Source organism: Gordonibacter sp. An230, assembly GCF_002159915.1.
Classification (GTDB): Bacteria; Actinomycetota; Coriobacteriia; order Coriobacteriales; family Eggerthellaceae; genus Rubneribacter.
Genome location: NZ_NFJP01000018.1, coordinates 22,665 through 33,960 on the forward strand (window position 1 = coordinate 22,665; position 11,296 = coordinate 33,960).

Sequence of the window (11,296 nt, forward strand, 5' to 3'; positions counted from 1 at the left end):
CGGTTATGGATGTTTTCGAGACGAATTTTTCGATGCGGATCCTGATGCTGTTCGCGCTCGTCGACCTCGCCTGGCTCGCGAGCGTGGTCGTGCGCAAGCGCGCCTACGTGCCGGTCGAGGCGGAGTGCGTGCGCACTTTTCCCGAGGGAGGGCTGGGCTCGAGCTCCATGTGGCGCTTCGAGTTCGAGGGGCAGACCCGCGTCGTGAACAGGAAGCTGACGGGATGCTTTGACAGAAGCGACAGGAAGGTGGGTGACCGGAGGATCGTCTACGTGAACCCCCGCAACCCCGACCGCGCGCTCACGCCGCAGACGGACGGCTGCTTCAAGGTCTTCGGCGTCATGTTCCTCGTCGTGGCGGCCATAGTGACGATGCCGCTGTGGCTCCGCTAGCCTGCGCGGCCGCCGGCAGGCTCGCGCTCGACATGGCGTGCTGAGCGGAGGACGACGATTATGGAAATTTTCATCGGGTACTTTCTGGCACACATCGCGGTCATGGCGTTCACGCTCATCGACCTCGCCTGGCTCGTGAGCGTGCGCACTCGCAGGCGCATCTTCGTGCCGGTCGAGGCGGAGTGTGTGCGCGTGGGCAAGGGCATCGGGGTGAGCAGGATCTACGGCACACGTTCGTGGTGGCGCTTCGAACTCGAGGGGCAAAGCTACGTTGCGCCCAGGAAGCTGAGAGGGGATCGCGACAAGCGCGACAGGAAGGTGGGCGACCGGAGGACCGTCTACGTGAATCCCGGCGATCCCGATCGCTCGCTCATGCCGAAGACCGACGGCTCCTTCAAGGTTCTCGGCACCATGCTCTTCTTCAGCGTGAGCGCTCTCATGGGGATGCCCCTGGCTTTTCTTTGGGTGCTCCCCGTTCTGCTTTCGTCCTGATTGCGAACGACGCGGTGCTCGTCACGCCGTCGTGTCACGACCCGCTCTACCGCCGCGCCGCGCGCGTGTCGATGGGTGCGGTGTTCCAGGTGCCGTGGACGCGCATCGGCAGCGTGCGCGATTGGGCTGTCGAGGGCGTGCCGCTCTTGCGCTCGCTCGGCTTCGTCACTGCTGCGCTCGCGGACGATGCGATCTATCTGCACGATCCGCGTTTGCAGAAGCACGAGCGCCTCGCGCTCGTGCTGGGCACCGAGGGCGACGGCCTTGCCGCGTCCACGATAGCCGCCTGCGACTACACCGTGAAGATCCCCATGGACCACGATGTGGACTCGCTCAACGTTGCCGCCGCCAGCGCCGTGGCCTTCTGGGAACTGCGCACGAAGTGGCGGTAAAGCATAGTGTGAAACCTAGGCGGATCCCTATGAAATGAGGTGCCTGTGGTAAGCTTATGCGAGACGAGCTTGCCCGCTTGCGGGGCGGACGAGGCGAGGGGCCGTTGCCAAGCTGGCGGCGGTGATGTTTGCGGCAACAAATGCTCGGTTGCGTCGGAGGCTCGCATGTGCCCAATGCGGAAAGAGGGTTAGGCCATGAGTGACGAAAAAGCGGGTTTCAAAGGAGAAGGCTGCGGTGTTCCCGAGGTCTCGGAATTCCGTGTCGAGAATCAGGGGCTTTTTCCGGGGCAACCTCGCGAAGCCGCCGCGACGGGAAGCCCGCATGCCGGCTTCCCGTCCAATCCCAATTCCTATCCCTACTCCTATTCCAGCTCCAACCCCTATCCCTATTCCAGCCCCAACCCCTATCCCTATTCCAGCCCCTACCCTCAGTCGGCACCCCCGTATCTTTCTGCTGCTCAGCCTGCGTCGACGCATACGTGCGCGCGCTACCTGCTCATCGCCGCCGGGGTGCTGGTCGTCACTGTGATTCCCGCGATGATCATAGGCCCGCTCGTCAAGGTGGCTCTCTTCGGAGAGTCGCAGGGCATGGCCGCTCTTATCGACGGCATGGGGGCGTCGATCATAGGAGCCTTTGTCGCCGGGTTGATCGCGCTGGGCGTGGGGTTCGCCGCCATGCTCTGCAACCGCAAGAGGCTTTCAAACCCGCCTTTCCAAATGGCGCTGTATTGGGTTATCGCCCTCGCCACCCCGATAGCTCTCTGGATCATGCAGTTTGTCTCTTTGTTGCCGGGGGTGTTGTTTGCCGCTGTGCGCTAGGCGCGGTGAATGCGGCGATGCGGTCGGCTTCGCGTGGGCAGGGCGGCAGTGCACTTGCCGGGCAGCTCGCCTATCCCAGATCCAGCCCTGCCATAACCTCGCGCAGCGTCTCCGCCGACGCATGCAGCCTTGCCAGCTCGTCATCCGACAGCGGCGTGGGCACCTGGTACTCGACGCCGTCCTTGCCCACGACGGCGGGCATGGACAGCACCACGTCGAAAAGCCCGTGGACACCGCGTTGGTAGTTGGACACGGGAAGGATGGGCTTCTCGTCGCGCACGATGGCCTCGCAGATGCGCTTCACCGACATGGCGATGCCGTAGTAGGTGGCCCTCTTCTTCGCGATGATCTCGTAAGCGCACATCTTCACGTCCTCGGCGATGCGCTGCGTGGACTCATTGTGATCGAAATGCCCGCGCAGCTCGCAGAAGGTGCTCACGGGGATGCCGGAGACGTTCGCCGTGCTCCAGGCCGCGATCTCGCTGTCGCCGTGCTCTCCGATGATGCGCGCGTGCACGTTGCGCGGATCGACGCCGAGGTGCTCGCCCAGAATGTACTTGAAGCGAGCGGTGTCGAGCACGGTGCCCGAGCCGAACACGCGGTTCTCGGGCATGCCCGAGAGCTTGAGCGCCACGTGGGTGAGGATGTCCACCGGGTTCGACACGACGAGCAGGATGCCCTGGTAGTCGCGCTTTGCGATCTCGGGGATGATGGATTTGAAGATGCGCACGTTTTTGTGCACGAGGTCGAGGCGCGTTTCGCCGGGCTGCTGGTTCGCGCCGGCCGTGACGATGATGATGGCTGCGTCGGCAGCGTCGTCGTAGTCGCCCGCGTAGATGTTCATGGGAGCGGCGAACGGCATGCCGTGCGCGATGTCGAGCGCCTCGCCCTCGGCGCGGTCGCGGTCGACGTCGATGAGCGCCATCTCGGTGAACAGCTCGCTCTGCATGAGTGCGAAGGCCGTGGCGGACCCCACGAACCCGCATCCGACGATGGCCACTTTCCGGTCGTTGACGGCAGCGCCCATGCGCGCCTCCTTTCTCTTGCGAACGTGGTCGAACCTACTGCAACGCATCCGGCTCGTCAAGGGAGCGCCGCAACGGAAACGGCGCAAAACCAGATTGGGCGACGGGGCGGGCGCGGTCCTTGCGTGCGCGGGCCTTAGGGTGGACGCGCCTCTTGAGGCGTGCGCGGGCCTTGAGATGCGCCGAAAAGGCGGGCAGCGCTACGCTCCCTTCTCTGCTCTGGTTGCTGCCGCTCGGCCAGAGAGGGCGTCTTCCGTGGCGGGAAATGACGGAAAACCGCCTTTCGGGAGGGGCTACGGCGGGGCGCTGGCGAGGTGGCTTTCGTCTTCCCTGATCGACGCTTCGGCCTCCTTCGACTGGGCGGAGGGCGATGCGTGCCAACGCGGTTTTCCGTCGTTTCCCGCCATGGATCGCGCTTCTCGTGCCGAGTCGCCTGCGGCGGGCGCACGGCTGCCTCCGCGCGGATTGCCTGGGGCGGCGAAGGGCTGGGATGTCGTCGCGTTGCGGTCGCTAGGCCCGGAAGCGGCGGAAAACCAAATCGAAAGCAAACCATCCCTGCGTATAATGGAGGCGTTTGCGGGAATCGATGCGGAAGGGGCGCGCGTGGCGCGTATTCTCATTGCGGAGGACGAGGCGGATCTGCTGGATGCGCTGGTGCAGCTGCTGGAGCACGAAGGGCACGAGGTGGAGGGGGCGGCGGACGGCGTGGATGCGCTCGCACGCTTCGCGGCGCGGCCGTTCGACCTCGTGATGCTGGACGTGATGCTGCCGAAGATAGACGGATTCGCGGTGTGCGAGGCCATCAGGCGGCAGTCGGCGGTGCCCCTCGTCATCGTGACGGCGCTGTCGGACGAGGACGACCAGTTGCACGGCTTCGGGCTTTTGGCCGACGACTACGTGACCAAGCCGTTCTCTTTGAGCGTTGTGCGCGAGCGCGTGCGGGCGCTGTTGAGGCGCAGCGGGGCGCGGGCGCAGGCGCCGGGAGGGGCGGCGGCCGTCGCGGACGGGTTCGCGGGCCTTGCCGCCGAGGGGTCGCCGCAGATCCTCTCCGCGGGCGACGTGGTGCTGAACGTGGACGAGCGCACGGCTCTCCGCGCGGGCGAGCCGGTGGAGCTCACGCGCACGGAGTTCGACATACTGGCGCTCATGATGGCGCACAAGGGGCGGGTGTTCACGCGCGAGGCGCTGGTGGAGGCCGTGTGGGGGTATTCCTACGTGGGCAACGCGCGCATGGTGAACCTGCATGTGATGAATCTGCGGCGCAAGCTGGGCGCCGAGGTGGTCGAGACGGTGCGGGGGGTGGGGTACCGCGTTGCGAAGGACGCGTGAGGCGTTGCGGCGCGCGTGGCGCGCCTTTTCGGAAAGCCTTGCGGCGAAGGTGCTCGCAGGGCTGTTCTGCCTGCTGTTCGCGGCCGGCTTGGGGCTGTACGCCGTGGTGGCGACGGCGTTCCCCCGAAGCTACGACGAGGCTCTCGACATGCGCGCGGACGTGCGCATCGCCGAGGCGGCCTCGGAGCTTTCACGGCTTTCGCCCGAGGAGGGGGTGGGCTTTCTCTCGTCGTGGTGCGCAGAGACGGGCTCTATCGCCACGCTCTCGGTGGACGGGCGCTCATGGACGTTCGGGGGCGCAAGCGAAGTCACTCGCGAGACGCTCGTCGTCCCCTCCGCGAAAGAGGGCGACGACCCGCTGCTCACGGCTGCGGCGGAAGTGACGTTCGCCGACGGCGCGGTCGGCATGCTGGTGCTCACTAGCCCGCCGGCTGACGAGGCTTTCCTCGGCGAGGTCTTTCAAGCGCTGCTGCCCGCGGTGCTGCTGCTCGTCGTGGCCGTGTCGGCGATGGGCGCATGGCTCACGAGCCGGTTGGTGGCGCGGCCCATCGTGGAGGTGAGCGGCATCTCGCGGCGCCTCGCCGCGCTGGACCTCACGTGGCGCTGCCCGGAGGGCCGTCGCGACGAGGTGGGCGCGCTCGGTCGGAATCTGAACGCGATGGCCGAAAACCTCGCTCGCGCGATGGAGGATCTCGAGCGGGCGAACGCTCGTCTCGTGAGCGAGATGGAGGCCGTGCGCGTGCTGGAGGGCGAGCGCAAGGCGTTTTTCGCCGCGGCAGGGCACGAGCTGAAGACGCCGCTCGCCATCATGCGCGCTCAGGTGGAGGGCATGCAGCTGGGCATCGGCGATTTCGCCGACCATGACAAGCATCTGCCGCGTGTGCTGGGGGCAATAGAGCGCATGGAGGCCCTGGTGCACGACATACTGGAGGCGTCGCGGCTGGATGCGGCGGGCGGGGGCGCAACGCTGTCTCGCGAGCCCGTCGACGTGGTCGCCGTCGTTCGCGCTGCCGTGGCCGAGGTGGAGCCGATCGCGCGAGAACGCGGCGTGGCGATCTCGGTGCAAGGGGAGGGGGCCGCGTCGGGCGACGACGGGGAACCGCTCGCATCGCCCGTCGCATGGGCCGTGCCTGACCTGTTCGCGAAGGCGGTCGGCATCGTGGTGGGCAACGCCGCTCTGCATGCCCCTGCGACAAGCGCGGCCACGGTGCGTTTGTCTCAGGGCTCGCTTGTGGTGGAGAACCCTTGCGAGCCCCTCGCGCCGCAGGAGGCCGCGGCTCTCTGCGACCCGTTCGTCCGCGTCGACGCCTCTCGCGCCGCCGCCACCGGCGGGACCGGCCTTGGCCTCTACCTCGCCAAAACCATCTGCTCCCTTCACGGCTTCCCTTTCTCCGTCGTCGCGGAAGGCGGCGTCTTTCGCGCGGAGATACGCTTCTGACCAGCCCGCCGCCCTACCCTCGTCCGTTGCTTTTGGCGTCTCTCTCCAAGCTCGCCTCATGAGCCTTCGACCCTTACCGCTTCCGTTCCAAACCGAAAGCGAACGTTGCGCTGACCGGAAGCTGACGCGCGCGGGGTTTACTGGAGCGAGATGGCATGGGACGACGAGGAAAGGAGACGGGCATGTCGTTTGCGAAGCGGGCGGTGCTGTACGTTGCGCGCAAGCGCGGCAAGACGCTCACGCTGTTCCTGATCCTGCTCGTGATCGCCACTGCGGCGCTCTCGGGCATCGCAGTGCGCGATGCGGCGGCGACGGCTCAGCTGAACGTGCGCGAGGCGCTGGGCGGCACGTTCACCTTGCGGCAGAACATGGACGATCCCTCGAAATGGGAGAGCCGCGAGATGAACGTGGGCGGTGTGGTGGCGGGCACGCAGCAGGTGTTCACCGGCGAGCGCATCACCAACGATTTGGGCGAGCGCATCATGGGCGAGGTGGACGGCATCAAGGGGTTCGACGCGTCGTGGTCCAACGCGGGTGTGCCGCAGACTTTGGACGGCGAGTTTTTGGAGCTGGTGAGCGACGGCGAGGACGATCTGGAGGATGCGTTTCTGCAGAGCTACGGCGACTTCGGCAAGACCGTGCCGCTGACCGCTTCCACCGACACGCGTTTCGACGCCTATTTCGCGAAGGGCTATCTTGAGCTGATCGAAGGCGAACCGGTGAGGCACGATTCAGGCGACGGCGTGCTGGTGAGCGAGAGGTTCGCGGAGCTGAACGGGCTTTCCGTGGGCGATGCGTTCACGTTGAAGCAGTCGAGCGTGTACGACAGCGACGAGCTGAAGGATACGGACACCGTCACCGAGGTGCGCGTGCAGGGCATCTTCCGCGAGGTTGCGGAAAGCACGGCGGGCTTCAGCGGATGGTCGGCAAGCAACACGGTGTACTGCACCTACGACACGCTCGCAAGCGTGCGTCCAACCCATAAGGATGACGGGTTCGACCAGATCACCTTCCATGTGGACGATCCTGGCGATCTGGGGCGCATCGTGGAGGACGTCGAGGCTAGCTGCAACGGATCGGGCGACTTCACGGTGAGCTTTGACAACGGAGAGGTGGAAAGCGTGACAGCGCCGCTCGAGAACATGGATCGGCTGGTTTTGTGGCTGGTCGTAGGCGTGCTTGTGTGCGGCGCGGCGGTGCTGGCGCTCGTGCTGACGGCGCGCGTGCGCGACCGCATGCACGAAAGCGGCGTGCTGCTGAGCCTGGGCGTGCCGCGCGGGCTCATCGTGGGGCAGTACCTCGTGGAGGCGGTTCTGGTGGCGGCGCTCGCGTTCGCGGCGTCCGTGCCGCTCGGTTCGGTGGCGGCTCAGGGGCTGGGCGACGGGTTGCTGGAGTACGCGAGCGAGCAGGTTGCGAACGGCGGCGAAGGGTCGGGCGGGGGCGGCTCCGTGCGTTCGGACGGCGCGACGGGCATGACGGTGGCGGACAGCTCGTCGTTCGGGCTGGACTTCGAGCCGAACGAGAGCCTCACCGACATCCAGGTGCTTGTGGACGGGCGATCGGCCGTCATCGCGTTCGGCGCGGGACTTGCGCTCGTGACGGCGGCGGTGGTGTGCTCGAGCGTGCCGCTTCTGCGCCGCTCTCCCAAAGAGATTCTCGGAACGATGAGCTAGCGGAAGGGGTTCAGTATGTCGAATGCGAGAAGCGAGGCGCCGATCGCGTCGGGCGGAGCGTCTTTGTCGGATGAGGCTGCGGCGCGCATTCTGCGCGCGGAGGCGGCGCGGGCTGGCACGGCCGAGGCGGTGGTGGCCGCCGCCGCGAGGACGGCCGAGGGGCTTGAAGAGCCTCCCCTCATCGAGGTGGACGATGTGCGGTACTCTTACGGCAGCAAGGAGTCGCGCACGAAGCGCAGCGTGCTGAAGGGCGCCACGGCTGCCTTTCGGCGCGGCACGATGTACGCCGTGGTGGGCGCGTCGGGTTGCGGCAAGTCCACGTTGCTGTCGCTTCTAGGCGGGCTCGACCTGCCCAAGCAGGGGGAAGTGCGCTTTGCGGGGGAGCCGCTCGACGCGGCCGGGTTGGCCGAACACCGGCGGCGCAACGTGTCGTTCGTGTTCCAAGGCTACAACCTCATCGACTACCTCACGGCGGCGGAGAACGTGTCGCTGGCGACGAAGCTCCCTCCGCTGCCGCTGCTTGAGAAAGTGGGAATCGGCCCTGACGAGGCGCGTCGCAACGTGCTGGCCCTCTCGGGCGGCCAGCAACAGCGCGTGGCCGTGGCGCGGGCGCTCGCCAGCGAGGCGCCCGTGGTGCTGGCTGACGAGCCCACGGGCAACCTCGACGAGGTCGCGGCGGAGGGTGTCGCCGACATACTGCGCGACACCGCTCACCGCATGGGCAAGTGCGTCATCTGCGTCACCCACTCTCCAATGCTCGCCCGCAAGGCCGACCGCGTCTTCCGGCTGGCGAAGGGCAGGCTGATCAAAGCGTGAGCGCGCGATGCGCGTGGCGATAGGCCCCTCCGGTTCCGCGGGCGCGACAATGGTCGCATGAGGTGACAATGAGACGGGGCTGCTGTCGCGTGCCGCCTTTCGTTCGGCCGCCGCAGCGTGCGCGGGGCGGCGGCCTTGACGGGCGCGCGGGATGACGGTTGGGCCCGAGCGCGGATAGCCTGGAGTTGAGGAGCAAGCACCGCTACGAAGAGGCGACGCGCATCCAGTTCTCGCCGGGCGTCTACGAGCTCAACGACGGCGACCGGTTGCTGCGCGGCGAGCCGATGGACTTCCAGACGCACCTCTACGGCCCCGGTGAGATGGATCGCCTGCTGCAGAAAGCGGGTCTCTCGCAGGTGCGGTCGTACTCCTCCTTCGGCAAAACCCCTGCAGCCACCGAGGCTGCCCTCGAATCCGAGATCCTGCTCTCCGAATGCACGGCCTAGCGGGGTTCGCGATGCGCTTGCGGGCCCTTGCCGTCGCGCTTCTGAAAGAGGGGGGGGTGGCGGCGTCGCTCCCCCGGTTTGAAGAGCCGCCCATGTCGTCGAGCTCCTTCGCGCCGCTTTTCTCGCGCGTTGCGGCGGGGCTTCGGCGCGCGTTTCGGCGAAGGTTCGGGGCGACGAAAAACTCCCCTGGTGAACCGTGCTGCATGCTGCAGTCCGCCAGGGGAGTCCGCAGCCCTGTCTTCGCTTCGCGCGGTCGAGAACCGGTCCGCGGCTGCACGAAGCGTGCCGGTTGCCTGTGGCCTCTAAGCGTCGATGCAAGCACGCTTCGCTTTCCGATCCGGTGCCGGCCGAGACGGATGGTCGCCCGTTTCAAACACGGTTCCGTTGCTTTTCATGGATCCGCTGGGCGTGTCGGATCCGCAAAAGCGAGCGCGCGGATCGGGCGCGTCCGCCGATTTCCTGTTCCAAAAATGAGACGGTCGCTCTATACTGGCCTTTGGGAAGACCGTGTACGACGCAAGGAGGAGCCATGGCTGCGAACCGTCAGAAGCTCAAGCTGCTCTACCTCATGCGCATGCTCATGGAGGAAACGGATTCCGAGCGGGGGCTGACGATGGCGCAGATGCTCGAGCGACTGGAGGAGCTGGGCGTCTCGGCAGAGCGCAAGTCGGTCTACCGCGACATCGAGGCCCTGCGCGAGTTCGGTGTGGACGTGCGCGCCTACCGGCGTTCGCCGATGGAGTATGCCGTGGAGGAACGCGATTTCGCCTTCCCGGAGCTTGTCCTGCTCGTGGACGCGGTGCAAAGCTCGCGCTTTCTCACGCAGCGTAAAAGCGATGCGCTCGTGGAGGGGGTGAAGCGTCTCGCATCTCGGCGCCAGCGCGCGCTGCTCGACAAGCGCGTGCACGTGGAGGGCCGCATCAAGATGCAGAACGAGTCGGTGTTCTACAGCGTCGACCGCATCCAAGAGGCGCTTGCGAAACGGCGCAAGATATCGTTTCTCTATTTCAAATACGATGCAACGAAGGAGAAAGTGGCGCAGCACGGCGGCGACCGCTATGTGGAGACGCCCGTGCAGCTCGTGTACGCCGAAGGGTACTACTATTTGGTGGCGTTCAACGAGAAGCATGATGGATTCGCAACGTACCGCGTCGACCGTATGGATCGCATCCGCGTGCTCGACGAGCCGGCGGCGCGCAACGAGCGCATCGCAACGTTCGATGCGCAGGAGCTCGAGAGCCGCGCGTTCGGCATGTACAGCGGGAGCCCGGTCGCGGCGACGCTTCTGGTGAGCGACGAGGCCATGGGCGCGGTCATCGATCAGTTCGGTCGCGATGTGAGGTCGTCGTTGGCCAGCGAGGGTTGGGCGCATGTGCATGTGACCGTCATGAAGAGCCCCGTGTTCTTCGGTTGGCTCGCGCAGTTCGGCGACCGTGTGCGCGTGGAGAAGCCGCGAGCGCTCGTCGACGAGTACCGCGACTACCTTGGCTCCATCGTGGCCTCCTACGAAGGGTAGGCGACGTCGCGGGCGGCGCGCGCTCACACCGCGCATGGCAGCGAGCGGGCGACGCTCCCGCCGAGCGCGACGCGCCCTCCGTCGTCGAGCACGGCTTCGGCGCCGACGAGCAGCCCGTCTCCGTCCGTTTCCAACGCGATGCCGATGACGGTGCGGCCGATGGCGTACGAACAGGGCCGAAAGCTCTCCCAGCGCAGCGCGCATCCTGGCGCCGCCATGGACGGCTCGGCGTTGATGGCGCCGAAGAACAGCGCGATGTGCGGCGCGCGCATCGCGAAGGCGGTGAGGTCGTGCGTCTCGAGCCTCAGGATGGTCGGCGTGCCGGGGAGCCAGGACCGTGCGCGCTCGTCCCAGAGTGCGAGCATGTCGACCACCTGTTCGCCCACGACTGAATGCGCTTGTCGTGCGCCCTCGTCGGCGAGGGCCAACGGATCGTCGAACCACCGGTGGTAGAGCCGTGCGAACGCCGTCGCGGCGTCGATGCCGCGATTCATCGGGCATCTTTCACGAAAAGGCCCGCACGCACCTGCCTCCACGGTGCCGCCTCGGGATCCACCTGGAGGATGCGCAGCTCGAACGCGTCGGCGTGGCCGAAGCGGCTCATGAGCGCGACGAGGGGGCTTTCGTCGGCGGGCAGGTACCCGATTTTGGTTTCGCCGAGGCGCACGGCCACCGCATCGGGGTCGTGCGGGTTGTCGGGCTCAGGCGCAAGGACGAGCTCGGTTCCGGGTTTGAGCCGGTCGAGGACGAGTGCGCCGTCCCAGTGCTGGAAGCCGGCGAGGTGGAAGGTTGCAAGGTGACGTGACGGCTCGTACATGGCGCTCCTCCTTCGTTAGTGGATTCGAGGCGCATCATACGCGCAAAATTTTTCCCGCTTGTCCCATCTGCGGGACGCACGAAAAAAAGAACATCGGTACGATAGTTGCGCAAGTTCGTGCTGACCGTGTCGGTTTGCCGA

13 protein-coding genes are annotated in these 11,296 nt (G+C 66.5%); 10 read left to right on the top strand and 3 right to left on the bottom strand.

The features are described from left to right. Nucleotides 1-5 precede the first annotated feature (5 nt). The 4 genes from B5F40_RS10135 (at nucleotide 6) to B5F40_RS16275 (ending at nucleotide 2,095) form a co-directional block, all read left to right on the top strand. Entirely contained in the window at nucleotides 6-392 is a 387-nt protein-coding gene (locus tag B5F40_RS10135; RefSeq protein ID WP_087194222.1) for a DUF3592 domain-containing protein, read from the top strand. A 60-nt stretch (nucleotides 393-452) separates the two neighbouring features. Next, entirely contained in the window at nucleotides 453-884 is a 432-nt protein-coding gene (locus B5F40_RS16675) for a DUF3592 domain-containing protein (RefSeq protein WP_239443002.1), read from the top strand. A gap of 14 nt (nucleotides 885-898) precedes the next feature. After that, nucleotides 899-1,276: a TrmH family RNA methyltransferase gene (locus B5F40_RS16680; protein WP_446718593.1), complete on the top strand. Its 378-nt coding sequence runs from the start codon at nucleotides 899-901 to the stop codon at nucleotides 1,274-1,276. A 195-nt stretch (nucleotides 1,277-1,471) separates the two neighbouring features. Continuing rightward, nucleotides 1,472-2,095 (top strand): hypothetical protein, encoded by a 624-nt coding sequence (locus B5F40_RS16275; RefSeq protein ID WP_162610955.1) that lies wholly within the window; start codon nucleotides 1,472-1,474, stop codon nucleotides 2,093-2,095. Nucleotides 2,096-2,165: 70 nt separating this feature from the next. Here the strand turns inward: B5F40_RS16275 and B5F40_RS10155 are convergent, their stop codons facing one another. After that, nucleotides 2,166-3,122, bottom strand: coding sequence for an L-lactate dehydrogenase (locus tag B5F40_RS10155; protein ID WP_087194226.1), 957 nt, complete (start codon nucleotides 3,120-3,122; stop codon nucleotides 2,166-2,168). A 601-nt stretch (nucleotides 3,123-3,723) separates the two neighbouring features. On the opposite strand from B5F40_RS10155, the gene B5F40_RS10160 reads away from it, so the two are divergent. The 6 genes from B5F40_RS10160 to B5F40_RS10185 all read left to right on the top strand — a co-directional run bounded on the left by B5F40_RS10160 (nucleotide 3,724) and on the right by B5F40_RS10185 (nucleotide 10,338). Then, nucleotides 3,724-4,449 (top strand): response regulator transcription factor, encoded by a 726-nt coding sequence (locus tag B5F40_RS10160; protein WP_204217375.1) that lies wholly within the window; start codon nucleotides 3,724-3,726, stop codon nucleotides 4,447-4,449. A gap of 4 nt (nucleotides 4,450-4,453) precedes the next feature. Further along, nucleotides 4,454-5,887, top strand: a complete 1,434-nt coding sequence (locus B5F40_RS10165) for a sensor histidine kinase (protein WP_087194227.1) — start codon at nucleotides 4,454-4,456, stop codon at nucleotides 5,885-5,887. 182 nt (nucleotides 5,888-6,069) lie between these two features. Further along, nucleotides 6,070-7,560, top strand: coding sequence for an FtsX-like permease family protein (locus B5F40_RS10170; RefSeq protein WP_087194228.1), 1,491 nt, complete (start codon nucleotides 6,070-6,072; stop codon nucleotides 7,558-7,560). Nucleotides 7,561-7,575: 15 nt separating this feature from the next. Further along, nucleotides 7,576-8,376 carry an ABC transporter ATP-binding protein gene (locus B5F40_RS10175; RefSeq protein ID WP_087194229.1) on the top strand — a complete coding sequence of 267 codons (801 nt, stop codon included), beginning with the start codon at nucleotides 7,576-7,578 and terminating at the stop codon, nucleotides 8,374-8,376. Between the two features lie 185 nt (nucleotides 8,377-8,561). After that, the gene (locus B5F40_RS10180; RefSeq protein ID WP_140396480.1) at nucleotides 8,562-8,822 is read left to right on the top strand and encodes a hypothetical protein; all 261 of its coding nucleotides are present in this window, start codon (nucleotides 8,562-8,564) and stop codon (nucleotides 8,820-8,822) included. Between the two features lie 529 nt (nucleotides 8,823-9,351). After that, nucleotides 9,352-10,338, top strand: coding sequence for a helix-turn-helix transcriptional regulator (locus B5F40_RS10185; protein ID WP_087194231.1), 987 nt, complete (start codon nucleotides 9,352-9,354; stop codon nucleotides 10,336-10,338). 23 nt (nucleotides 10,339-10,361) lie between these two features. Here B5F40_RS10185 and B5F40_RS10190 read toward each other — a convergent pair whose 3' ends face one another. Both B5F40_RS10190 and B5F40_RS10195 read right to left on the bottom strand, forming a co-directional pair. Further along, nucleotides 10,362-10,832 carry a hypothetical protein gene (locus tag B5F40_RS10190; protein WP_087194232.1) on the bottom strand — a complete coding sequence of 157 codons (471 nt, stop codon included), beginning with the start codon at nucleotides 10,830-10,832 and terminating at the stop codon, nucleotides 10,362-10,364. Next, nucleotides 10,829-11,155, bottom strand: coding sequence for an HIRAN domain-containing protein (locus tag B5F40_RS10195; RefSeq protein ID WP_087194233.1), 327 nt, complete (start codon nucleotides 11,153-11,155; stop codon nucleotides 10,829-10,831). The genes B5F40_RS10190 and B5F40_RS10195 overlap by 4 nt, the downstream gene beginning before the upstream one ends. Between the last annotated feature and the right edge of the window lie 141 nt (nucleotides 11,156-11,296).

What these genes read in the sequence shown, in the direction of transcription:
- B5F40_RS10195 (WP_087194233.1), bottom strand. Translation starts at nt 11,155, where the DNA reads ATGTACGAGCCGTCACGTCACCTTGCAACCTTCCACCTCGCCGGCTTC.
- B5F40_RS10185 (WP_087194231.1), top strand. Translation starts at nt 9,352, where the DNA reads ATGGCTGCGAACCGTCAGAAGCTCAAGCTGCTCTACCTCATGCGCATG.
- B5F40_RS10135 (WP_087194222.1), top strand. Translation starts at nt 6, where the DNA reads ATGGATGTTTTCGAGACGAATTTTTCGATGCGGATCCTGATGCTGTTC.
- B5F40_RS10190 (WP_087194232.1), bottom strand. Translation starts at nt 10,832, where the DNA reads ATGAATCGCGGCATCGACGCCGCGACGGCGTTCGCACGGCTCTACCAC.
- B5F40_RS16675 (WP_239443002.1), top strand. Translation starts at nt 453, where the DNA reads ATGGAAATTTTCATCGGGTACTTTCTGGCACACATCGCGGTCATGGCG.
- B5F40_RS10155 (WP_087194226.1), bottom strand. Translation starts at nt 3,122, where the DNA reads ATGGGCGCTGCCGTCAACGACCGGAAAGTGGCCATCGTCGGATGCGGG.
- B5F40_RS10170 (WP_087194228.1), top strand. Translation starts at nt 6,070, where the DNA reads ATGTCGTTTGCGAAGCGGGCGGTGCTGTACGTTGCGCGCAAGCGCGGC.
- B5F40_RS16275 (WP_162610955.1), top strand. Translation starts at nt 1,472, where the DNA reads ATGAGTGACGAAAAAGCGGGTTTCAAAGGAGAAGGCTGCGGTGTTCCC.
- B5F40_RS10175 (WP_087194229.1), top strand. Translation starts at nt 7,576, where the DNA reads ATGTCGAATGCGAGAAGCGAGGCGCCGATCGCGTCGGGCGGAGCGTCT.